The organism is Paraburkholderia sprentiae WSM5005, assembly GCF_001865575.2.
Lineage (GTDB): Bacteria > Pseudomonadota > Gammaproteobacteria > Burkholderiales > Burkholderiaceae > Paraburkholderia > Paraburkholderia sprentiae.
Genome location: NZ_CP017561.2, coordinates 657,768 through 681,341 on the forward strand (window position 1 = coordinate 657,768; position 23,574 = coordinate 681,341).

The following is a 23,574-nucleotide window of genomic DNA, read 5'->3' on the forward strand; positions in this document are numbered from 1 at the left end:
GCGCCTTTGTCGTTTCCGCTCACCGCTTCCCCTTCCTCACCACCATCCACCTCGGCGACTTGAACCGCACGATGCTCACGTAAAGCCACACGTAAGTCGCCGCGAACACGACAACGAAGCAGAACAGATGCAGCGTGTGCCGCCAGAACAGCGTCGCCGGCACGACCGCGATCAGGCACAGCAGCCACAGGTAGGGCGACGTCAGCGAGTTGCGGCGCGTCAGTTCGCGCGCGGTGCGCACGCCGACCGCCCAGCGCATCAGCCGCTTGTAGACCAGCATATGCAGATGCACACCGTCCGGAATGCCCGGCGACATGCCGCGAATGAACTTCTTGCGGTAGATCGAGAAGCAGGTCTCGAAGATCGGGTACATGAAGAGCAGCACCGGATACCACGCGGATACGTCGCGATTGCGCATCACGAGCAGGATCGACAGCTCGGCGAGCATAAAGCCGATGAAATAAGCGCCGCCGTCGCCGAGAAAAATCAGTCCGGCCGGGAAGTTCCAGATGAAAAAGCCGAGCACCGCGCCCATCATCATGAACGACGCGGACAGCACGACCGGGTCATGCACCTGGAATGCCACGTACGCGAGCGATGCGAACATCATGCACGCGACCATCGACGCGAGGCCGTTGAAGCCGTCGATGATATTGATCGCATTGGCGAGCGCCGCGACCGCGAGCACCGTGACCACGAACGAGACCGCCGCATACGACAGCAGAAAGTCGAGCGGCGGCACGCTGATCTGCGGCGCTGGTGCCGGAGTACCTGCCGGCGACGGCGACTACGTTGCGTAGCGTGGCGCCGGCGACGCGGGTGTCGTAGAGCGCGCGATCAGAACCCCCCGCAAGGATTCGGCCGCGCGACAGGGCTGGTCTTGCTCGCAACCGACACCGCCGCCATCGCGGCGAGTGTCCCGACGACCTTCAGCGTCTTTGTGATCGGGTCAGATGGCTTCAGGCTCGCATCGTTTATCTGACGGCCGGAATAGGCGGTGCATTCGGGTTGCACGCTCGCGGCGACAACCGGCTTCGCGCTCCATGCAACATTGTCCGACGCCGTATTGGCAAAGGCGGGCAGGCTCGCGGCCAGCACGCCGAGCGCGGCAACATGAACTCTCCACTGCATGACGACTTCCTCCTCGATGATATGAAATACCTAGGCGCCGCAGACGCTATTCGCACGCACCCCACCCCGCTCCTCACCGCTTCCCCTTCCTCACCACCATCCACCTCGGCGACTTGAACCGCACGATGCTCACATAAAGCCACACGTAAGTCGCCGCGAACACGACAACGAAGCAGAACAGATGCAGCGTGTGCCGCCAGAACAGCGTCGCCGGCACGACCGCGATCAGGCACAGCAGCCACAGGTAGGGCGACGTCAGCGAGTTGCGGCGCGTCAGTTCGCGCGCGGTGCGCACGCCGACCGCCCAGCGCATCAGCCGCTTGTAGACCAGCATGTGCAGATGCACACCGTCCGGAATGCCTGGCGACATGCCGCGAATGAACTTCTTGCGGTAGATCGAGAAGCAGGTCTCGAAGATCGGGTACATGAAGAGCAGCACCGGATACCACGCGGATACGTCGCGATTGCGCATCACGAGCAGGATCGACAGCTCGGCGAGCATGAAGCCGATGAAATAAGCGCCGCCGTCGCCGAGAAAAATCAGTCCGGCCGGAAAGTTCCAGATGAAGAAGCCGAGCACCGCGCCCATCATCATGAACGACGCGGACAGCACGACCGGATCATGCACCTGGAACGCCACGTACGCGAGCGATGCGAACATCATGCACGCGACCATCGACGCGAGGCCGTTGAAGCCGTCGATGATATTGATCGCGTTGGCGAGCGCAGCGACCGCGAGCACCGTGACCACGAACGAGACCGCCGCGTATGACAGCAGAAAGTCGAGCGGCGGCACGCTGATGCGCGTGACCGCGATGTCGAGAAAGAACCAGGCGAGCGCGGCGGCCGCCATCGTGCACACGAGGCGCGCGAGCGGCGACACGCGCTTGGTCAGATCCTCGACGAGCCCCGAGCCGAACGCCGGCATGCCGCACGCAGTCAGCCCGAGGATGCTGCCCGACACGGCCGGATACGCGCGATGCAATTGCACCGCGGAGACGATCAGCCCGACCAGAATCCCGGTCCCACCGATGCGCGGCACCGGGCGCACGTGGAATTTCTGCACGCCGGCCAGATCGGTATCGGTCGAGAATTTTTCATGCAGATGCGCATAGCGCACGATCAACAGCGTGATCAGCAGGGAGACGAGAAAGCCGAGCGCAAAACTGAGCATGAAAGTGGGCCTGAGCGAAGAAGCGGAATTATACAAACGAAACACGCGGCGGCCGGCGCGCGGCGGCGGCGCAAAGCTTTCACGCGGGGCGGCAAAAAATCCCAGATAGCGAGACCGAAGCCGCCCGCCCAGGCCCGTGCGCGCTCGCTCCTCATGGATTCCCCCTATGCGGCGCGCGCCCGCCACGACCGTAAACCTGGATGCGACGAAGTGTAAGTCGCGCGTAACACAGGCGTTTCGGAGACCCAATGCTCAATAACATCACAATTCGTGGCGGACTGACGCTCGTGATCAGCGTATTCGTCGCCTTCCTCCTGACGGTGATCGCTGTCGGTTACGGCGCGCTGAAGCTCGCCAACGACAGCCTCGACGACACCCAGCGCAGCGCCGCCGCGCTGTCGCATCTGAAGGCGAGTTCGGAGAAGCTTCTGCAGGTGCAGCTCGCATTGGGCACCTATCAGACGCTGTTCAGCGTCGGCAAACAGACCGACGATCTGCTGCCGGCCGCGCACAAGGTGCTGCTGCAATCGAACAACGACTTCCGCAACTACATGGCCGGCCACTTCGCGAGCGACGCCGAGCGCAAGCTCGCGCAGGGCGTCGGCGACGCGCGCGCGGCGCTCGTCGACAAGGCGATCGAGCCGGAATTCAAGGCACTGACCGACTTCGACTTCAACACCTTCCGCAACATCCAGGGCGATACCGCGAACAGCCTGTACGCGTCCTACTCGAAAGCGATCGACGCGCTCGAAAATGCGCAGATGGACAATCGGCGTCAGCAGGCCGAGACCGGCGAACGACGCTTCCAGCTTGCGACGACGCTGTTCGGCGCGATTGCGGTGATCGCGCTCGTGATTGCGGTGAGCGCGCGCGTCGCGTTGTCGTCGGTGCTGATCAAGCCGGTGAACGCGACGGTCAAGCACTTCGAGCGCATCGCGGCCGGCGACCTGAGCGGCGCGATCAAGGTGAAATCGCGCAACGAGATGGGCCAACTGCTCGGCGCACTCACGCGGATGCGCGATGGCCTCGTCGAAACGGTCGGCAAGGTGCGCGGCAGTACGAGCGCGATCACACAGGGCGCGAACGAGATCGCCTCGGGCAATGCCGATCTGTCGGCGCGCACCGAGCAGCAGGCGGCCGCGCTGCAGCAGACCGCGGCGAGCATGGAGCAGCTATCGGCGACCGTGAAGCAGAACGCCGACAACGCGAAGCAGGCGAACCGCCTCGCGCACGGTGCGCTCGATACGGTCACGCGCGGCGGCAAGGTGGTGTCGCGCGTGACGGAGACGATGGACGGCATCAGCGAGTCGTCGCGCAAGGTCACGGAAATCATCGGCATGATCGAGGGGATCGCGTTCCAGACCAACATCCTCGCGTTGAACGCGGCCGTCGAAGCGGCGCGCGCGGGCGAGCAGGGACGCGGCTTCGCGGTGGTCGCCTCGGAAGTGCGCAGCCTCGCGCAGCGTTCGGGCGCGGCGGCCAAGGAGATCAAGGAGCTGATCGGCGAATCGGCGGCGAAGGTCGAGGAGGGCGCGTCGCTGGTGTCGGATGCGCAGAAGACGATTCAGGAAGCGATGAAAGCGGTCGAGCGCGTGACCGGCGTGATGAGCGAGATCGAGGCGTCGGCGCTCGAACAGAGCGACGGTATCGAGCAGGTCAATAAGGCCGTGTCGCAGATCGACGAGGTCACGCAGCACAACGCGGCGCTCGTCGAGCAGGCGGCCGCCGCCGCGAAGTCGCTGGAGGAGCAGGCCATTGTTCTGAAGGAGGCCATTGCCGTGTTTCGGCTCGAAGAGTCGCGGGTGCCGGCTTAGCGCTTAGCCCGCGGAATGGGTGGCTGTCGATTGCATAGCGCGCCGACAGCTACCTTAGAATCCTGTTTTCCATCTTGTTGGATAAACCGAAAACAGGTGTTCGATGCGCAAAGGTTTGGCAGCGTTTTTCATTTCGGCGCTCTGCGTCGCGATCTTCATCATCGTGTTCGGTCAGACCTTCGCGTCCGTTCAGCTACACGAGGTCGGGGACTTCGCCGCGAACTCGTTGTTGATTGCCGACGCGAAGCATCTGAAGCTGCTCGTCGGACATTACTCGCGCCTCGGGTTCAATCATCCTGGTCCCGCGTTTCTGTACGTGCTTGCCGCGGGCGAGATCGTATTTTCCGACCTGATGCACTGGGTCGCGTCACCGTTTTCCGGTCAGATCTATGCGGTTGCGCTGCTTTCCGGTTTCTGGATCGCGGCAATCGGCATGCTTCTGATCAGGATGCAGCGGGCGACCCGTGGCGTCACTGCCGCAGCCGTGGTCACGACGGCCTTATTCGTCGGTGTCACCGCTTACATCAACTACCAGGCTTTTGCGGGCCCCTGGTTCCCGCATCTTTACTACTTCGCTTTTGCGGCGTTCACGGTGTCCGTAGGCGCATTGATCATGGGCCGCGCAGACGGGCTTGTGCTGCTCGCCGTGAGCCTTGGATTTCTTCTGAATGGTCATGCCTCCTTTCTTGGCATGACTGTCGTCATGCTGGCGTGCGCGCTGATAGCCAATACCTGGCTTTCGTTTCGGCCGGGTGCGAATGAAACGTGGGTGCTGAGCCGTCAATACCTTGCGGGCAATGTCCGAACGATCGCTGTTGCATTGGCGATCGTGGTGCTTTTCGTTGTCCCGCTCGCGATCCAGACGATCCTTCATTTCCCTGGCCCGCTCGCTGAATATGCCGCTTTTGGCCGTGCCCACCACGCCAATCGTTTAATGGACGCCGCGCGCTTTGCCGGTCTTTTCTGGAGCAACGGAATCTTCGGCATTCTGCTGGGCGCGGCCGCTTGTGCGGTTCTTGTGACCAACGATCCCGCACGGGACAATGCAGGCCGTGTCGCGCCCGAGCGGGCATTGTCGTTGGCACTGGCCAGTGCGACGGTCGCCTTTCTGTTTTATGCGGTTTTCGGCGTCGACGATCTTTCGCTGACCTATGTCGGGATTTTCTACTACGCCGTGCCTGCTCTGGCGCTTACGTTACTGGCGAAGCGCGTCCTCGACAATATGACGGTTGTCACCCTGCCTGTTGCGGCGCTCGTTTGCGTGGCCGTTGGGGCTTTCACTGCGATCCGGATTCATCAGCCGCCTGAAAACCTTTCCCAATACGACAATCCCCACATTCCCGCTGCTTACGCAGCTATCCGCAATCTCGATGCAGGGGGCGGGGTGGCTGTTTTCGATCTCGATGGCTCCGCGGATTGGGAACGGCTGTGGCCTATTCTGGTGGGCATCGAAGCGTATGCCAAACGCCAGGGCAGCGTACCGTTTTGCATCGCGCAAAACTGGCAGCTCGTGTTCACGCGATCGGCGCGTTGCACGCCTGACCAAATTCGAAGCGCCCACCGGCGCTTTCTCGTGTCAGCGGTGCCGAAGGAAGGGTTGACCGGTGTGCTGAACGTTTCGGGCTTGTATTTTTATCCGCGCGACGCCGCGCAGTAAGCAGTTCGCAACGCAACGCAAGCCAGCGCACGCGCCGGCGGCACGTGCGCGAATCAGGCCGTGATGCGGGCCGGCGCGACCGGGATCGCGCCGCATCCGTCAGGCAAACCCCTGCGGATTCATCGACTGCCAGCGCCAGTGGTCCACGCACATACGCTCGATGCCGAACTGCGCGCGCCAGCCGATGATTTTCTCGGCGGCGCTGGGGTCCGCGAAACACTGCGCGACGTCGCCCGGGCGGCGCGCGACGATTTCGTACGGCACCGGCCGGCCCGACGCCCGTTCGAACGAGCGCACCACGTCGAGCACGCTATAGCCCTGCCCGGTGCCCAGATTGACGACGAAGCTCGCATTGCGCGTAACGAGTGCATCGAGCGCGGCGAGGTGCCCGCGCGCGAGATCGACCACGTGGATGTAGTCGCGCACACCGGTGCCGTCGGGCGTCTCATAGTCGCCGCCGAACACGCGCAGCTTCTCGAGCTTGCCAACCGCGACCTGCGCGACGTACGGCATCAGGTTGTTCGGAATGCCGGCCGGATCTTCGCCGATCAGGCCACTTTCATGCGCGCCGACCGGATTGAAGTAGCGCAGCGTCGCGATGCGCCACGACGGGTCCGACACTTCAAGATCGCGCAGGATCTGCTCGGCGATCAGCTTCGATTGACCATAGGGATTGGTCGCCGATAGCGGGAACGATTCGTCGATCGGCGAGCTTTTCGGCACGCCGTACACCGTTGCGGACGAGCTGAACACGAACTGCTTGACGTTGCGATCGCGCATCACGCCGAGCAGCGTCAGCAGGCTGCCGACGTTGTTCGCGTAGTACTCGATCGGCTTCGCGACCGATTCGCCGACCGCTTTCAGCGCGGCAAAGTGGATCGCACCGGTGATCGGATGCGCGTCGAAGATCCGCTGCAGCGCGGCTGCGTCGCGCGCGTCGTTGTCGTAGAAGCTCACCGCACGGCCGGCAATTTGTTCGACGCGCCGCAGCGATTCGCGCTTGCTGTTTACCAGGTTGTCGATCACCACGACGTCGTAGCCGCCGTTCAGCAGTTCGACGCAGGTGTGCGAGCCGATGAAACCCGCGCCGCCCGTTACCAGAATCGTGCCTTTCGTGGTCATGCTGTTACTCCGTTAAAGTAAAACGCCCGTGATTTTTTGCACCAGATCTTTATAGGTTTCGATGACCATGCGTTCGTCGAATTCGGTCGCGACCTTCTGCCGGCCGCGTTCGGCCATCGCGCGCCGCTGCGCGCCGCTCATGTCGAGCATGCGCGCGAGGCTCGCGGCAAGGCTCTGCGCATTACGCACTTCACACAACAAGCCGTTGACGCCGTCGGCCACCACTTCGCGGCAGCCGGGCACGTCGGTCGCGACGATCGGCCGGCCCATCGCCGACGCTTCCATCAGCGTGCGCGGCACGCCTTCGCGGTACGACGGCAGCACGACGCAATCGGCATCGGCGATGAACGGCCGCACGTCGTGCGCCTCGCCCAGATACTCGATCACGCCTTCCTGCTCCCACGCGGCGACCTCGGCGCGTGTGATCGCGCTCGGATTGTCGACGCCGACCGGCCCGAGCAGCTGGAAGCGCGCATGCGGATAGCGCGCGCGCAACTGCCGCGCGGCCTCGACGTATTCGCCGACGCCTTTGTCCCACAGCAAGCGCCCGATCAGCAAGAAGCGAAACTGCGTGCGCTCGCGCAGCGGCGTGAACGTGAACTGCTCCAGATCGACGCCCTCGCCATGCAACAGCCGCGCGCGCTCGGGATGCGCGAGCAGCTTGCCGTCGATGAACGCGGCCTGGTCGTCGCGATTCAGGAACCACACTTCACGCGGAAAGCGGAACGCGAAACGATACAGCCTTTTGGCGATCTGCGCGGCGCGGCTGTGCTGGATGAACACATAGCCGAGCCCGGTGGTGACCGCCACCGATTGCACGCCAGCCAGCTTCGCCGCGATCGAGCCGTAGATGTTCGGCTTGATCGTGTAGTGAAATACGACATGCGGACGAATCGTCCTGTACTGCCGATAGAGCGCGACGAGCGTGCGCAGATCCTCGCCCGGACTCGTGCCCTTCGACGCAACCGGCAGTTCGATGCAACGGCAGCCCATCGCGGCGAGCAGCTCGAAGGTGCGGTCGCGCGGCGCGAGCACCGTCACGTCGACGCCGCGTCCGATCAGTGTGCGAATCAGCCCTTGCCGATACGTATAGATTGCCCAGGCCGTGTTGCAGACCAGTGTAATGCGCAGCGCGGGCGTCGACTTGAGAGAAGGCTTCATGCGGAGAGGGGCCGGGCGTTGAATGAAATGTTGACCAGCGATACGAATCCAGCGACACCGCTCATACGCAGCACCACTCAACGGCTCGCGCGCGGCATGAGCAGTGCGCGCTTGACCCGCTGCAATGTGCGATAAGGCAGCATCAGATGCAGCAGATTCTTCGCGACTCCCAGCCAGTCGTACGGATTGGCCACGTTGAAGTAGCGCAACTGCAAACGCAGCGTCGAGCCGATCTGCCGGCGCCGCTTCGTCGCGCTGATGCCGCCTTCGTTCAGCTCATAGAAAAGGCCGAGCTCCGGCAGATTCGCGCAGTCGTAGCGTTCCATCAGACGAACGAACAGATCGAGGTCCTCCGCCGAACGATACGCGGCGCGATAGTTGCCGACTGTGCGCACGGCATCGATACGCAGCATCATCGACGGATGCGCGAGGCAGGAGCGGAAAAAGCGCTGGCGCCGGATCGCGTTCGGCTCGGCCGGCGGCGTCAGCATGAAAAGCGGTTCGCCGGCGCGGGTGACGACCTGGGTCCACATGCCGAGGCCCGCCACATTGGGATGCGCTTCCATGAACGCGCGCTGCTTCGCGAGCCGCCGCGGCACCGCGCGATCGCCCGCGTCGATGCGCGCCGCATAGCGAAAGCCGCGTTGCGCGAGCGCGTCGATGCCGGTTTGCAGCGCGCGCTCGATGCCGCCGTTCTGCGCCATGCGCAGCACTTCGATCTTCAGGTTCGGCAGCGTGGGCGCGACGATCGGCGGCGTGCTGCCGTCATCGACGATGAGTACGTGCACCAGCGCACTTTCGTCGAACGACGCAAGCGTGGAATCGACGTCCGCCTGGCCGTTGTAGGCGGGCATCAGCACCGCGACGTCGTCGAGCGTGGTTTGCGCGGTGGCGGATGAATTCGTCATGGGCGCAATTTGAAACGAATGTAATAAAGATTGACGGAGGCGGCTGCCAGGTAGCCCGCCGCGAGGCCGACGAGCGCGCCATACGCGCCGAGTCGGGGAATCGCGAGCAGATTGACCGCGAACGCGACGGCGAGCGCGAGCAGCCACTTCGCGAGCAACACGAACCTGGCCTGATACTTGAGCACGACCAGATTGCCGATCGCCTCGATACCGGCGGGCACCGAGAGCCACACGGCCACGCGGAAGATGTCGATCGCGCCTTCGAACGCCGGCCCGAACACACGGCGGATGATGAAGCCCGCGAGCAGATCCAGCACGAGCGCGCCGCACACCATCAGCACTGCGGTCAGCGCGGTGAGTCGCCACATGTTGCGGCGCAATTGCGCGATGCCCTGCACCCGATAGACGAATGCCGGCGCGATGGTTTGCGCGAGCATCAGCGCGAGCGTGATCCAGTTTTCATTGAGTTGCTGGGCGGCCGAGTAGCGTCCGAGGTCGGCGAACGAAATCGCGCGCTCGAGCATCAGCCGGTCCAGTTTCAGGAACAGGTACATGCAGATGAGCCCGAGCCAGAACACGGTGCCCGCGCTCGCGAAGTGCCTGAACAGCGAACGTTCGACATGCCAGCCGAGCTTGCCGCCATGCCGGCGCATGAAGTAAAGCAACAGCACCGCGCCGATCGCCGCCGATTCGAGCGCCCACAGCCAGCCGAAGCGCGCCGGCGCGGCCATCGCGCGCACCAGCAGAAAGACGAGGCCGGCCTTGATCACCGCAGTGCTCATGCTGGTCAGCAACTGCGGCTTGCTGTAGGTCATGCTTTGCAGCCACGCGTTGATCACGCCGACGAACGGCTCGCGAAACAGCATCGTCACCGCGAGACCCGCGAGCATCGCACCGACGAGCGGGTCGAAGAAATGCAGCGCAATGCCGAGCCACGTCAGCAGCAGCGCGACGACCGACACCGAAAAGCGCAACGCGAACGCGCTGCCGAGTACGGTGCCGAGTTGTTCGGGCGGCCGGTTGACGATGGTCGGTACGAGGATTTCGGCGCCGCACACCCATGTGATCGGCGAGAGCACCAGCAGCAGCGTGTTCGCGTACTGCCATTTGCCGAACGTATCGGGTCCGAAGTAGCGCGCGAGCATGCCGCTGATGACGATGGCGACGCCGATCTGCGTGAGCCGCTCGAGGCCCAGCCAGACGATGTTCGTGAACGCGCGGGTGACGTCGGGATTGGCGAAGCGCTTGAGCGTCAGCATCCGTTGGCCGCTCGCCGCTGCGCGCTGGTCAGGCCGCCTGGGCCGGCCATGCATGCGGTGCCATGCGCGTTCTCCCGCCCGGCCGGCAGCCGCGGCAACTTTACGAAAGGAGGGCGTCTAAGCATTAGAATGGCGGTATTCGGGCGGGTCAGAAGAACGCAATTATAAGTTGGAACCGGACCGCTTCCGGCAGAGCGCATCGAGACGGGGTAGCACGCGTTTTTCACGCGAATATGACTTCGGCTTTTTAACGCGGCTTTTTTGCCGTGTTTTTTTCGGCGATTGTTATCGGCGATTGTTACCGGTTGCGGTCGGTGCGCAGGTCAAAATTTTCCATTGCACGCAAGTGAGCCAACATGATCTCCAAATCCATTTTCAAGGCGTATGACATTCGTGGTGTCATTGGCAAGACGCTCGACGCCGACGCCGCCCGTTCCATCGGTCGCGCGTTCGGCAGCGAAGTGCGTGCGCAGGGCGGCGACGCGGTCGTGGTCGCGCGCGATGGGCGCCTGTCGGGTCCCGAGTTGATCGGGGCGCTGTCCGACGGTCTGCGTGCGGCCGGCGTCGATGTCGTCAACGTGGGCATGGTGCCCACGCCGGTCGGCTACTTCGCGGCGAGCGTACCGTTGCAGCTCGCGGACGGCGAGCGTCGCGTCGACTCGTGCATCGTCGTGACCGGCAGCCATAATCCGCCGGACTACAACGGCTTCAAGATGGTGCTGCGCGGCGCGGCCATTTACGGCGAGCAGATCCTTGCTCTGCATCAGCGCATCGTCGACCAGCAGTTCGCCGACGGTACCGGCAGCTACACCGAGTACGACATCGCCGACGCCTATCTCGAGCGCATCGCGAGCGACGTGAAGCTCGCGCGTCCGATCAAGATCGTCGTCGATACCGGCAACGGCGTGGCCGGCGAGCTCGCGCCGAAGCTGTTCAGCAAGCTCGGCTGCGAACTCGTCGAGCTGTTCACCGAAGTCGACGGCAATTTTCCGAATCACCACCCGGACCCGGCCCACCCGGAGAACCTCGAAGACGTGATTCGCGCGCTGAAGGAAACGGATGCGGAAATCGGCTTCGCGTTCGACGGCGACGGCGACCGCCTCGGCGTCGTCACCAAAGACGGCCAGATCATCTACCCGGACCGTCAGCTGATGCTGTTCGCCGAAGAAGTGCTGTCGCGCAACAAGGGCGCGCAGATCATCTACGACGTGAAATGCACGCGTAATCTCGCGAAGTGGGTCAAGGACAAGGGCGGCGAGCCGCTGATGTGGAAGACCGGCCACTCGCTGGTAAAGGCGAAGCTGCGCGAAACCGGCGCGCCGCTGGCTGGTGAAATGAGCGGCCACGTGTTCTTCAAGGATCGCTGGTACGGTTTCGACGACGGCCTGTACACCGGGGCGCGTCTGCTCGAAATCCTCACGCGCGTCGCAGACCCGAGCAAGCTGCTGAACTCGCTGCCGAACTCGCACTCCACGCCCGAGCTGCAGCTGAAGCTAGAGGAAGGCGAGAACTTCGAGCTGATCGCCCGTATGCAGCAGAACGCGAAGTTCACCGGCGCGGACAACGTCGTGAAGATCGACGGTCTGCGCGTCGAGTATCCGGACGGCTTCGGCCTCGCGCGTTCGTCGAACACGACGCCGGTGGTCGTGATGCGTTTCGAAGCCGACAACGACGCGGCGCTCAAACGCATCCAGGACGACTTCCGCCGCGTGATTCTCGCGGAGAAGGCCGATGCGAAACTGCCGTTCTGACGGCTGATGCGGCGGCGCGCTTCGAAGCTCGTTCAGACGGATCGAAGCGTCGCCGCTAGCGAACGCGGCGCGGGTTGCCTTACCGCGCCGCGTTTTTCATGTCTTTCGTATGTGACGCGCTAGAATTGCGGTCCTCTCAACGCATCTTCGAGCCGAATAGCCGGTTTTCCCACTCTTGAGCGCGCAAAAGATACTGATCGTGAGGGTGTCGTCGCTGGGCGACATCGTTCACAACATGCCCGCAATCGCCGACATCCGTCGCCGCCACCCCGACGCGCAGATCGACTGGCTCGTCGAGGAAAGCTTCGTCGGGCTCGTGGAACTGGTGAGCGGCGTGCGGCGCGCGATTCCGGTGTCGCTGCGGCGCTGGCGCAAGCGCATCCTGTCCGTCGACAACTGGCGCGAGATCGGTGCGTTTCGTCGCGCGCTCGCCGCCGAGCACTACGATCTCGTGATCGACTGTCAGGGACTCATCAAGACCGCGTGGCTCGCGAGCATGGCGCGCGGACCGCTCGTCGGCCTCGGCAACCGCACCGACGGCGCCGGCTACGAATGGCCGGTGCGCTTCTTCTACGGGCAGCGCGTGCCGATCGCGCCGCGCACGCACGTGGTCGAACGCACGCGGCAACTGGTGGCCGCGGCGCTGAACGATCCGCCACCGCAACCCACCGACGACATCGACTTCGGTCTCGATACGGGCCGTGCCGCGCTCGCGCTGTCGCAGGCGAATCTGAATCTGCCGGTGCCGTACGTGCTGTTCGTGCACGCGACCTCGCGTGCCGACAAGCAATGGCCCGATGCCGCGTGGATCGAGCTCGGGCAGTCGCTGGTGCGGCGCGGTGCGTCGATCGTGCTGCCGTGGGGCAGCGAGGCCGAGCGCGCGACCAGCGAACGGCTCGCGAAGGAGTTCGGCGCGGCCGCGATCGTGCCGCCGAAGCTGTCGCTTGCCGCGGTGGTCGGTCTGATCGACGGCGCGGCCGCGACGGTCGGGGTCGACACAGGCCTGGTCCATATCGCCGCGGCACTGAAGCGGCCCACGGTCGAGTTGTACAATTTCTCGACCGCGTGGCGCACCGGCGGCTACTGGTCGCCGAACGTCGTCAATCTAGGCGCGGCTGGGCAGCCGCCCACGCTGCAGCAGGTCAAGTCGGCGCTGGCCGACTTCGGTTTGTTGTAACCGGGGCCTGCCGTCACCCGGGCCGGCAGTCATCGGCACGGGCCACAACCCGTCGGTGCGCTTCGCCTTGCACCCTCCGTTCCCAAGGGCGACCATGAACGAAACCCAGATCATCGAAGTAGCGAACGCCGACTGGCACGGCGGTAACCTGTCCGTGCCGCGCGAGACGCTGCTCGCCGGCGTCGAGCGCGGCAAGGTGCTGTACTTCCCGAACCTGCGCTTCGCGATCGACGGCGGCGAACAGGCGCTGCTCGATCCGGCGCTCGCCGATCCCAACCGCAAGAACATCAGCCTCGAACCGAACGGCGGGGCGCTGCATGGCGTGGCCGGCGACGCGGTCACGCAATCGGCGGTGCGCGCGTTGATCGCGCGTTATCAGGCGAGTGCGCGCACGCTCGTCGACGGGCTGTTTCCCGAGTACAACGGCAAGCTGCGGGTCGCGCCGACGAGCCTGCGGCTGCATCAGGTCGAGACCCGCGAAACCTCGTGGCGCAAGGACGATAGCCGCCTGCACGTCGACGCTTTCCCGTCGCGGCCGAATTACGGCGAGCGCATCCTGCGCGTGTTCGCCAATGTGAACCCGCACGGCGTGCCGCGCGTATGGCGCGTCGGCGAGCCGTTCGAGGACATGGCGCAGCGCTTCCTGCCGCGCATCAAGCCGCAGATGCCGGCCACCGCGTGGCTGCTGAATCTGCTGCACGTCACCAAATCGCTGCGTAGCGAATACGATCACCTGATGCTCAGTCTGCACGACGGCATGAAGGCCGATCTCGATTATCAGAAGACGAGTCCGCAGCAGACCGTGCCGTTTCCGCCGGGCAGCGTGTGGGTGTGCTTCTCCGACCAGACCTCGCATGCGGTGATGTCCGGCCAGTTCATGCTGGAGCAGACTTTCTTCCTGCCGGTGAAGGCGATGGCGCAGCCGGAATGCGCGCCGCTCGGCATTCTCGAGCGCCTGAAGGGCAGGGCGCTGGTTTGAGCGCGTCGGTCGATTCGATGGCTCGGCGGGTGCCGGCGCGCACGGCGGGCACCGGCGCCGTGGGTTCGCCGAAGCGGGCGAACCACGCGGAGCGCCAATGCTAAGAGTGATCTATCGCGCGCTCTGGTGGCTCATCGCACCGCTTGCCGTGCTGCGTCTGTTGCTTCGTTCGCGCAAGGAGCGCGGATATCGCGAGCATATCGGCGAGCGTTTCGGCTATTCGCGCGGACGCTTGCCTGAGGACGGCGCGCCATTGATCTGGGTGCATGCGGTGTCGGTCGGCGAGACGCGCGCCGCGCAGCCGCTGATCGATGCGCTGATGAAGGCGCGCCCCGACGCGCGCATTCTGCTCACGCACATGACGCCGAGCGGCCGCGCGACCGGCATCGAGGTTTTCGGCGACCGCGTATTGCGCAGCTATCTCCCGTACGACATGCCGCATGCGGTACGGCGTTTCTTGCGCGCATGGCGGCCGTCGCTCGGTCTCGTGATGGAAACCGAGGTGTGGCCGACCTTGATCGACGAATGCCGGCGCGCCGACGTGCCGCTCGTGCTGACCAACGCGCGGATGTCGGCGCGTTCATACAAGCGCGCGGCGAAGTTCGGCGGCGCGACGAAGGACGTGTTCGGCGGCTTCGCGCGCGTGCTCGCGCAGAGTCCGTCCGATGCCGAGCGGCTGACGTCGCTCGGGGCGCGCAACGTCGCGGTGCTCGGCAATCTGAAGTTCGACATGAGCACGCCGCCCGAACTCGCGGCGCGCGGCCACGCCTGGCGCGCGGCGATCGGCACGCGACCCGTGTGGGTGGCGGCGAGCACGCGCGAGGGCGAAGAAGCGCTGGTGCTCGAGGCGTTCGCGGCGCTCGGCGTCGGCGATGCGCTGCTGATTCTGGTGCCGCGTCATCCGCAACGCTTCAATGAAGTCGCGGCGCTCGTCGAGAAGGCGGGGTTGCGGCTTGAACGCCGATCGAACTGGGCGCCCGACGCGAAGGTTGCCTCGGCGGCGCTCGGCGTCGACGGCGGCGTGCTGCCGTTGCGTCGCGATGTGAACGTGCTGCTCGGAGATTCGATGGGCGAATTGGGCGCTTACTACGCGGCGTCGGATCTCGCGTTTATCGGCGGCAGTCTGTTGCCGCTCGGCGGACAGAACCTGATCGAAGCGTGCGCGGTCGGTGTGCCGGTGCTGATCGGGCCGCACGTGTTCAACTTCACGCAGGTGACCGCCGATGCGGTTGCCGCGGGTGCCGCCTTGCAGGTGCGGGATCCGGCGGATCTGGCGCGCGCGCTGCATGAGCTGTTTGGCGACAAGTCGCGGCGGCTCGCGATGGGCGGCGCGGCTGCCGCGTTTGCGGCGAGGCATCGCGGGGCAACGGCGAGGACGGTGGATGTGTTGGCTGCGTTGTTGCCGGAGTAGGGTTGGGCGGACGCCGTGCAACGCGGCGTGGTGCTTTGTCGGATGAAGCGGAAAGTGCAGGCCGTGCCGGTTAATGCGAACGTGCTGGCGCCGGTAGCGGAAAATCTGCCTAGCGCTAGAAAACAAGCGCCCGGAATCCCCGGGTCTTGTTTTTGATGCGCAGTCCAAAAAAGCTCATTGTGCGGTGGGGGGAACAACGGTGGCCGCTGCGTCTTCACTTATCGGACGGCTGTCGACCCTGATCGGACAATCGAGGTTCGGCAACCCGGCGTCTGCTCTTCGAAGTACAACTGCCGCTCAATGGCCGATGCGACGAAAGAGGCTTATGTCGGCACGGCGCCGGAGCGCGGAAAACCGCTGAGCGGGCCGCTTGTGTCCGTTTGCGCGAGAGCCCTCAGACTAAAAGACGGTACAGAGGCTTCTTTAAAACCGTGCCTTTCGGTCCCAAGGCGGTTCATCCCCGAACGTCTCGGCAAGATAGTCGACGAACCGACGCACTTTGAGCGGTATGCGCTGTGCGCTAGGATAAACCGCTTGAATCGCCAGATCAGCCGTGCGATAAGCCGGCAGTAGCGCCACAAGTTCGCCACGCCGAAGATGCTCTCCGAACACAAAAGTTGGGCCATAAGCGATGCCGGCGCCGGCGAGGGCCGCGGCAAGTAGCATCTGCGTATTGTTAGCGGCCATCCGGCATGGTCCGTCGATGACGTGCGCGTGGTTTTTCGCATCGAGCAACGTCCAGTCGCCGGCCGACACGGCCTCGCTGAAAACCAGTCGCTGCGCGCGTTGCAAATCTTCGGGCTTGCGTGGCGTTCCATAGCGCTCGAGGTACGCGGCAGACGCACAGACGACCATTCGGCACGGTGCAAGCCGGCGCATCACCAGTCGGGGGTCCTGCAGCCGTCCGATCCGGATTGCCACGTCGACACCCGTATCCATCAGGTCGACATAGCGGTCTCCGAGCACCACTTCCACATTGACGTGCGGATGATCATCAAGGTAGCGGGCAACGACCTCGCCCAGGTGCATCGCACCGAACGTAACTGGCGCTGCGAGCCGCAGTACGCCGCGTGCCGTCCCTTGTGAATCGCCAGCTTCCCGATTGGCATCGTCGAACGCTTCGAGAATCCGTTTACTGCGCTCGTAGTAAGTCTGGCCGGCATCGGTCAGACTTAGGCGCCGTGTAGTGCGCTGAACTAGCCGAGTATTCAGCTCGGCCTCGATTGCGCTTACATGCTTGCCGGCCATCGCGGCCGATAGCCCGAAACGGCGCGCCGCGGCTGCAAAACTGCCTTCCTCAACAGCAGCGACGAACACGCCGAGACTCGTCAGCCGGTCCATTTGCTCCTCCGATTCGATAACACCATTATCGACTGAGTAGACCATTCTGGCAATTATCAAGCCGACGACTTGAATCTACCATTCAGACACTACGTAATGGTTAGGGAAGGAAAATGGAAATCAGATCGAACGGTACGCGGATTCATGTCGAGCAGCGCGGCAGCGGCGAGTTAGCGCTCGTGTTCCTGCACTACTACGGCGGCTCGTCGCGTACATGGGACGGTGTAGCAAGTGAATTGGCCGGCCGCTATCGAATTGTTGCCATCGATCACCGAGGCTGGGGCCATTCAGAAGCGCCCGCTGACGGCTACCGGATTGCTGATCTTGCCGCCGACGCCGAAGGTGTCATCGATGAGTTGGGGCTGCAGCGCTACGTTCTGGTCGGCCATTCGATGGGAGGCAAGGTTGCTCAACTCATCGCATCGCGTCGGCCGGGTGGGCTTGAGGGTCTTGTACTCGTCGCGCCGTCGCCCCCGTCGCCGATGCACCTTTCCGACGAGCAACGTGCGACGTTGACCGGCGCGTATCAGTCGCGTGAGTCGGTCGAATTCGTTATCGATCACGTGCTCACCGCAAAACCGCTTGACGCTGCTTGCCGCGAGCGAGTCATCGAGGACAGCCTGAGGGCGGCACCGCAGGCGAAGGCGGCCTGGCCCAACATAGCCATGCGCGAAGACATCACCGCCGCGGTGGCGTCAATCGACGCGCCAACCGTTGTCATCTCCGGTGAGCTTGATCAGGTAGATCGCGTCGCAACGCTGCAGGCGGAACTGATGCCTCGTATTCCGCATGCGCGGATGCATATTCTCCCCGGAATTGGACACCTGTCGCCGCTAGAGGCACCGGCCGAAGTGGCGCAGCTCATTGCGCGATTCGTCACAGCGGTCGAAGACAAGTCCGCCGTGTGCAGCGCGCCTGAGCAGGTCCCGGCCGCTTTCGATGCGGCGCTGAACGCCGGCGATCTTGACGTACTGCTCGGTATGTTTAGCAGTAAAGCCACGATGCGAATGACGGGCGGCGAGACGATACGCGAGGACCCCGCCGGATTGCGCAGCGGTCTGGCTCAGTTGCTGCAACTGCGCCCGCGCATTCACAACGAAATACGTCGTGTGATAAAGAGCGGCGACATAGCACTCGTCCTGCTTGACTGGTCCCTGAGCGTGACGCTACCGGACGGCCACGAACAGGAGCAACGCGGCACCGCTACGCAGGTTATGGAAAAGGGCCGCGACGGCGGGTGGAGACTGCTGATCTCTAATCCGCTCGGGTTGAACTGAACAGTTCTGGGAAATGACGCCATGAACAACCGACAGGGACGTACATCATGAATACACCCTCCATCATTACGATTCCCATCCTGCCGTTAGGCATGGTCCACTGCCACCTGATCATCGGTGAAGAGGGCTGTGTTCTCGTGGACACGGGCACACCGGGCTCAGAGGACAAGATCGAGCGCGCTTTGGCGAAGCACGGGCGCGGTTTTCGCGATGTCAGCTTGATCGTGGTCACTCACGCGCATACGGACCATGCCGGCGCGGCTGCTCGACTGCGTGAACTGACGGGGGCTCCCGATCCTCGCGCATGCCGGAGGTCTGGACTACTACTAGCGGCGCAAGGAGATGACCTACTGCGTCGCCCATTGGTGGTTATCCATGGCAAATCTGGATGGGCGCACACGCGTGGCAGCTACGCCGGGGCTTTGTGCAGCAGTACTTGACAACTCGCTGGACTACGATTGTCCGGAGGCGTCGAGACTTAGCGCCGCGGTCCAGCAGGCCGGGATCACTGCGGCCGTCGGCATTTCTGAACGAAGCGGCGGCAGTCTTACATGGGACAGTGGATTATCGGCGCCGACGGCAGGACCATCGCTGCACGCCGCAAGCTGCGTCCGACTCACGTCGAACGAGCTGTATTCGGCGAAGGTGATGGCTCCGATCTGGCGGTGCATCAGGTTGAAGATCTGGGAAGGATAGGCGCACTGTGCTGCTTGGAGCATTTGCAGCCGCTGTCCACGTACGCGATGTATGCGCGGAATGAGCAGGTGCACGTCGCTGCTTGGCCAAGCTTTTCTAACTATGAGCCTTTTGCCCCAGCGCTCGGATGGGAAGTCAATAATGCCGCCAGCAGAATCTATGCGGTGGAAGGGTCGTGTTTCGTACTGGCTCCATGTGCCGTTGTGTCAAAAGCGCTGATCGACGAGTTGTGCGACTCCACCGAGAAACATGACTTAAACCACGTGGGTGGTGGTCATGCTGTCATATACGGGCCCGACGGAAGCGCTCTGGTTCCGAAGCTGCCAGAGGACAGTGAAGGCATCCTGTACGCGGACATCGATCTTGCTGCCATTGTGGTGGCCAAGAACGCCGCGGATCCCGCTGGCCACTATTCTCGCCCCGATGTCACTCGCCTTTTGATTAATAGGAACCGTATGCGACGAGTAGAGGCTTCCGCGACGCCCATCGACAACGGCGAGATTGACGAAGAAACGGAGGTACAAAAAATAGGTGCGTAGACATGCCATCACCGCTCGAAAGGCTATGGCCTGCGGCATTGACGACGACGAAAATCGTGGACCGGGCGACCGTTAAGTGAGAGAAGCCGGACGCTCAGATGTCGGGACGCGTAGCTCGCCGGACGGCTGCTAGTGGCCGAACTGTGACGGTCGCAGCTGGTGGGATGGTCCGAAGTAGCCTGCTGGCCAGCAGGCTGCCTTCGTCTGTTCCGCATCCGGCGCAGGCGCGCACGCGATCATCTGCTGCGCGCGCAATAGTGGCGTAGCGCAAGCGGTGTCACCACCACCATGGAAGCAACGCACCGCCATCTTTGCGATCGGTGCGATCACCGGGGCGCCCCGCATCGCCGCCGTCGCGGTCCTCATCACGTTCTTCGCAGCGGCGCCCGGCTTTCGGCAGGCCGCTTACCTTGCGAATGTACCCGGAGCCAGCAAAGAACAGATCGCCCTCGGGTCCAAACGCGAGCCCCCTGGGACCGCCTATGCCAGCTTGAGTGGCAAGGCCGCCGTCGCCGCCGTAGGAGTCCTGCCCGTTGCCGGCAATGGTTGTGATGATGCCGGTTTGCCTATTCACCTGGCGCACACGGGCGTTGAAGGTATCGCTGATCGTCAGATTACCCGCGCAGTCAAACGCAATGTGCGTTGGGATGTTCAAGAAAGCATCGGTCGCCGCAATGCCATCTCCGTTATAGCACCCGGACGCCATCAAGCCCGCCCCCGAGCAAAGGGGCGACTTCCCGGCTACCGTGGTGATAGTGCCTGTTCTTTTGTCCACCCGGACGACCGTTGCCGGAGAGGGATCGACTATGTAGAGGTCGCCGTGCGGGCCAAAGGCGATAGCCAGGATGTAACTGGACGCAAGCTTGACGGCGGTCGTGATGATTCCCGTTTCGTGGTCCACGCGCCGGATGCGTGCTGCCGCCGAATCGGCGATGTACAGATCACCTTCCCGGTTCAGGGCCACGTCGGTTGGGAACAGCGCGGCCTGAGTGGCCGGCCCCCCGTCGCCGCGGTTGGCGCTGCCAACGCCCGGACCTGCAACAGAAGTAATGATCCCCGTTTTTCGATCCACCCTTCGCACGACTCCGACGTATGGATCCGCAACGAACACATCGCCTGCTCGGTCAACCACAACCCCTGACGGATAGTCGAGACTGGCGTGCGTCGCTGGGCCGCCGTCGCCGCTGTAGCCTTCTTGCCCGTTGCCGGCAACGGTCGTGACAATTCCGCTCTCGTGATCGATGCGGCGAACGACGCGAAATGTCGGTTCGGCAGTGTATATGTTTCCCCATCGGTCCAGCGCGATGGCTTCTGCGGCGATTCCGGCCGCACCTACGCCGCCCTGACCGGGGCCCGCGACGGTGCTGATGATCTGCGCGGCGGCGGGGTTTGCCGTCGCAATTAGCAGGAGTGCGTAAAGGGCCCGCAACATGACAGCGATGCTCGGACAGAGCTGTGTTCCGTGCGACATACATCCTCCTGTTCGGTGTCACCGAATTGTCACGACTATTCAAGGAAAAGTCGTTGTCGCGGAACGCAGGATGTTGTGACCAGGGAAAGCAAGCCCGAAAGCCCCCAAACCGCCCAACACTTCATCTTAGTAGTGCGTTTCGAAAAGCAAATAAATTTTTAGGCTCCTCCCTTCGGGACGGACGCAATTTGCCGTGCTGTTGGGAAACGGAAATAGCTGGGCTCGGGCAAGCTCAGCCAGAGCCGAACGCACGGAACACGCTGGACTGCGCCGCCGAGATGCGTTCTTATGGCGGCTGGTTTGAGCATTGAAGATTCGGTGGCCAAAGGTGCTGAACCATCAGGCTTCGCGCCGTGCCATGGCGCTGCCCGACGACCGCGACCGGCTGCACTCGACCCTGAGCCGTCGGTCGACCCACTGACGTGTAGTGGACGGCTTTTGTTGTGGAGCGGTCAATACTATGCCCCAGGAGACGTCACTTTTGGCGGCTCGCCCAAGGTTGGTCGGCAACCTGCTGCCCAATCCGGCATTATCGGCGAGCTCGCGTGCCCGGAGCGGCCTGCGGTCAGCGGGCGAAGGCCGCAGGCGTCCCGGATTCGGGTGTAACCCTCAGTTACCGTGGCACGTAATGGCGGCGTTTGATGCCCCACCGACTCCCTTGATCTGATCGCTCGTGATCGTGACGCACCGCGGCGTGGATGAGATTCCCGCGCCGCTCACGATAATCGAATAGTTTCCGGGTACCATGCCTGTCTTCAGAGTGAAATCGACCGTCTCCTCGTTCGCACCCTGACCGACGCCTGTCTTGGCCCAATTCGTGGTCCTTCCGTAATACACGTGGCCCGCCGCGTCCTGGAGGCGAACGATGGGGTAGTTTTCATCCGATTCAACATCGTCGCCGTAGCTTGATCCCGCGGATTGGCCATTCATGCGGACGCCGTGCAACGTGAAAACCCCTGCGCCGCTGTACTTGACGTTCGAAAAAACGGGCACCCATGATCGCTGTGGAGCGCCATCCGGGCTGTATACCCAGAGTTGGCGCGACGAGTCAGAGAAGAGTATCTGGCCGTTCGGCAACACCAGCAGCCTTGTGATAAATGCCGCAATGCTGCCAAGGTTAGAATCAGGAATGCTCGGCGACAGAGGCGTAATCGAATTTGCGACTGGGTCGTAATCAAACAGTTGCGTCGGAGGACTGAACAAACCGCTTGTGGGCCCGGCGTCCGCAGCAAAGACGACATGGCCGCTCGGTATCACCGCGCCGGGTGCATCGTCAGAACCAAAAAGAACCGATTTGCCGGCAAGCGAACCAAAGACATCCGGGCCGGGTGCCCACGTGTTGGTCGAGGGTGAGTACAGAGCGGTATGCCCGGTCGCACCGATACCAAAGATCTGCCCCTGAACTCCATTGCCACGAACTTTCAGGAACGGGCCAAGCTCGTATCCGATTGCGGCGCTGCTCAGGGCTGGAATGGTCCCGCGTGCAGAGCCGTCGCTCGGACTGATGCTCGACCACGTATGCGTGGTGGGATCGTAGGTCTCGGCATATTGACCATTCTGCGCGACGCTTTCGAAAAGGTCGTAGGTAAGTACTTTACCGCGGACCATCTTGACCCAGGTCTCCTCGTCGCTGCGATCTGGATAAACCTTGGATCCCCCAAACGACCACGAATTCGATGCGATATCGTAAAGGTAGGTTTGGTTTGTGAAAATCGACCCGGCGAGGATTTTCCCGTTCGGTAGCAACATCGAAGGATCATCTCCAAAGTACTGCTCCGGAAAGTCCGTTACGGGAGCCCACGTATTGGCCAGCGGATCGTACAACTCGCCCGTGTTCGTTATGTTCTGCTGGAGTGGGGTGCCGCTATATTCGCCGCCAAGAACCCAGACCTTGCCGCTCGGTAACACATTCAACGAAAAATACAGACGCGCCTTGCTCATCGGCGCCAAAGCGGACCAAGTGCCGTCCACATAGCTTCCGGTAGCGGAGGGGCTCAGGCGCAACCAGGTGTCGTAAGGATTTCCCTGCACCATGACTGTGCCGTCCGTCAACAGCACCATGGTCCCCACTCCACTGGGTGCAGCATTCGTCAGCTTTGTCCACGTTGCCGCGTGGCCTAACGTAGACCAGCCGAGCACACATACAATGGCGCAAGCAGACGCCTTGACCTTCGCCGTCTTAAGCACTCCATCAATTTCGATATCCATTGTGTTTTCCTAATCATTAGAACGACGTTGATTCGATTTCACCAGATAATCAACACCATCAACACCTGGCCGCTTCGGTGAATCTCTCCGTAGGAAAACGAGTTAATGTCCTCGACGACAGGCAACCACACCACGGCCAAAATGCGGTTTCTTGCCACGCGGAGAGCAGGTCCTTCAATGAAAAGAAGGATTGGAGAAGCCCATCGTTTATCTGTGCCGGGCAACGATGAGTGGTGCTGGGACGGGATGCTCGAGTGTTATAGCCACGCGGCGAGACAATATCAATCTGGGTTTTTCGCCAAATCTTTGAGCACACGTCGGCGGATTCAGTTTTATCGAGCGGGTTGAGGCCGACAGCGATTACGACTCAACCCGGGCCTTTGACCTTGATATAACTTTCATCCATGCGCCAACTCCTGCCCACCGGGCGCTTGTGCTTGCGAAATGTCTTTTCGAAGCAGAGGTCAAACACAAACCGAAATCGCAAGGGGCCGCGGC

18 protein-coding genes and 2 pseudogenes are annotated in these 23,574 nt (G+C 62.9%); 9 read left to right on the forward strand and 11 right to left on the reverse strand.

What is annotated here, in order from left to right; genetic code table 11:
- Positions 1 to 19 precede the first annotated feature (19 nt).
- From BJG93_RS03070 to BJG93_RS03080, 3 genes and pseudogenes are all read right to left on the reverse strand, one after another.
- A pseudogene (locus BJG93_RS03070) lies at positions 20 to 751 on the reverse strand (MraY family glycosyltransferase); the annotation flags it as partial.
- An 86-nt stretch (positions 752 to 837) separates the two neighbouring features.
- Positions 838 to 1,131: a hypothetical protein gene (locus tag BJG93_RS03075; protein WP_027196891.1), complete on the reverse strand. Its 294-nt coding sequence runs from the start codon at positions 1,129 to 1,131 to the stop codon at positions 838 to 840.
- Between the two features lie 73 nt (positions 1,132 to 1,204).
- Positions 1,205 to 2,305, reverse strand: coding sequence for an MraY family glycosyltransferase (locus tag BJG93_RS03080; protein ID WP_027196892.1), 1,101 nt, complete (start codon positions 2,303 to 2,305; stop codon positions 1,205 to 1,207).
- A 248-nt stretch (positions 2,306 to 2,553) separates the two neighbouring features.
- Between BJG93_RS03080 and BJG93_RS03085 the strand changes: the two genes are divergently transcribed.
- Together BJG93_RS03085 and BJG93_RS03090 are read left to right on the forward strand one after the other, a co-directional pair.
- Complete coding sequence (locus BJG93_RS03085) at positions 2,554 to 4,119, forward strand: methyl-accepting chemotaxis protein (RefSeq protein WP_027196893.1); 1,566 nt, start codon at positions 2,554 to 2,556, stop codon at positions 4,117 to 4,119.
- 103 nt (positions 4,120 to 4,222) lie between these two features.
- Positions 4,223 to 5,776 (forward strand): hypothetical protein, encoded by a 1,554-nt coding sequence (locus BJG93_RS03090; protein ID WP_027196894.1) that lies wholly within the window; start codon positions 4,223 to 4,225, stop codon positions 5,774 to 5,776.
- A 99-nt stretch (positions 5,777 to 5,875) separates the two neighbouring features.
- Here the strand turns inward: BJG93_RS03090 and galE are convergent, their stop codons facing one another.
- The 4 genes from galE to BJG93_RS03110 all read right to left on the reverse strand — a co-directional run bounded on the left by galE (position 5,876) and on the right by BJG93_RS03110 (position 10,226).
- Entirely contained in the window at positions 5,876 to 6,898 is a 1,023-nt protein-coding gene (gene galE, locus BJG93_RS03095) for a UDP-glucose 4-epimerase GalE (RefSeq protein WP_027196895.1), read from the reverse strand.
- 12 nt (positions 6,899 to 6,910) lie between these two features.
- Positions 6,911 to 8,059: a glycosyltransferase family 4 protein gene (locus tag BJG93_RS03100; RefSeq protein ID WP_027196896.1), complete on the reverse strand. Its 1,149-nt coding sequence runs from the start codon at positions 8,057 to 8,059 to the stop codon at positions 6,911 to 6,913.
- Positions 8,060 to 8,136: 77 nt separating this feature from the next.
- Positions 8,137 to 8,967, reverse strand: a complete 831-nt coding sequence (locus BJG93_RS03105; RefSeq protein ID WP_027196897.1) for a glycosyltransferase — start codon at positions 8,965 to 8,967, stop codon at positions 8,137 to 8,139.
- Positions 8,964 to 10,226: an oligosaccharide flippase family protein gene (locus BJG93_RS03110; protein WP_027196898.1), complete on the reverse strand. Its 1,263-nt coding sequence runs from the start codon at positions 10,224 to 10,226 to the stop codon at positions 8,964 to 8,966. Before BJG93_RS03110 ends, BJG93_RS03105 begins: the two co-directional genes overlap by 4 nt.
- Positions 10,227 to 10,582: 356 nt before the next feature.
- On the opposite strand from BJG93_RS03110, the gene BJG93_RS03115 reads away from it, so the two are divergent.
- The 4 genes from BJG93_RS03115 to waaA all read left to right on the forward strand — a co-directional run bounded on the left by BJG93_RS03115 (position 10,583) and on the right by waaA (position 15,544).
- On the forward strand, positions 10,583 to 11,977 hold the full coding sequence (locus BJG93_RS03115) for a phosphomannomutase/phosphoglucomutase (RefSeq protein WP_027196899.1): 1,395 nt from the start codon (positions 10,583 to 10,585) through the stop codon (positions 11,975 to 11,977).
- 235 nt (positions 11,978 to 12,212) lie between these two features.
- The gene (waaC, locus tag BJG93_RS03120) at positions 12,213 to 13,154 is read left to right on the forward strand and encodes a lipopolysaccharide heptosyltransferase I (protein WP_231337455.1); all 942 of its coding nucleotides are present in this window, start codon (positions 12,213 to 12,215) and stop codon (positions 13,152 to 13,154) included.
- Positions 13,155 to 13,248: 94 nt separating this feature from the next.
- Complete coding sequence (locus BJG93_RS03125) at positions 13,249 to 14,133, forward strand: Kdo hydroxylase family protein (protein ID WP_027196901.1); 885 nt, start codon at positions 13,249 to 13,251, stop codon at positions 14,131 to 14,133.
- A 97-nt stretch (positions 14,134 to 14,230) separates the two neighbouring features.
- A complete protein-coding gene (gene waaA, locus BJG93_RS03130; RefSeq protein ID WP_027196902.1) occupies positions 14,231 to 15,544 on the forward strand; it encodes a lipid IV(A) 3-deoxy-D-manno-octulosonic acid transferase in 1,314 nt (437 codons plus the stop codon).
- A gap of 423 nt (positions 15,545 to 15,967) precedes the next feature.
- On the opposite strand, the gene BJG93_RS03135 is transcribed toward waaA, so the two are convergent.
- Positions 15,968 to 16,885, reverse strand: a complete 918-nt coding sequence (locus BJG93_RS03135; protein WP_027196903.1) for a LysR family transcriptional regulator — start codon at positions 16,883 to 16,885, stop codon at positions 15,968 to 15,970.
- 113 nt (positions 16,886 to 16,998) lie between these two features.
- Here BJG93_RS03135 and BJG93_RS03140 point away from each other — a divergent pair, with 113 nt between their 5' ends.
- The 3 genes from BJG93_RS03140 (at position 16,999) to BJG93_RS03150 (ending at position 19,397) form a co-directional block, all read left to right on the forward strand.
- On the forward strand, positions 16,999 to 18,162 hold the full coding sequence (locus tag BJG93_RS03140) for an alpha/beta fold hydrolase (protein ID WP_027196904.1): 1,164 nt from the start codon (positions 16,999 to 17,001) through the stop codon (positions 18,160 to 18,162).
- A gap of 92 nt (positions 18,163 to 18,254) precedes the next feature.
- Entirely contained in the window at positions 18,255 to 18,602 is a 348-nt protein-coding gene (locus tag BJG93_RS03145) for an MBL fold metallo-hydrolase (RefSeq protein WP_322786955.1), read from the forward strand.
- A 111-nt stretch (positions 18,603 to 18,713) separates the two neighbouring features.
- Positions 18,714 to 19,397 carry a nitrilase-related carbon-nitrogen hydrolase gene (locus BJG93_RS03150; RefSeq protein WP_231337428.1) on the forward strand — a complete coding sequence of 228 codons (684 nt, stop codon included), beginning with the start codon at positions 18,714 to 18,716 and terminating at the stop codon, positions 19,395 to 19,397.
- A gap of 277 nt (positions 19,398 to 19,674) precedes the next feature.
- Here BJG93_RS03150 and BJG93_RS03155 read toward each other — a convergent pair whose 3' ends face one another.
- The 3 genes and pseudogenes from BJG93_RS03155 to BJG93_RS03165 all read right to left on the reverse strand — a co-directional run.
- Positions 19,675 to 20,868, reverse strand: coding sequence for an NHL domain-containing protein (locus BJG93_RS03155; protein ID WP_071336558.1), 1,194 nt, complete (start codon positions 20,866 to 20,868; stop codon positions 19,675 to 19,677).
- Positions 20,869 to 21,477: 609 nt separating this feature from the next.
- Positions 21,478 to 23,076 (reverse strand): Kelch repeat-containing protein, encoded by a 1,599-nt coding sequence (locus BJG93_RS03160; protein WP_027196906.1) that lies wholly within the window; start codon positions 23,074 to 23,076, stop codon positions 21,478 to 21,480.
- A gap of 376 nt (positions 23,077 to 23,452) precedes the next feature.
- Positions 23,453 to 23,533 (reverse strand): annotated as a pseudogene (locus BJG93_RS03165) (IS6 family transposase); the annotation flags it as partial.
- Positions 23,534 to 23,574 lie beyond the last annotated feature (41 nt).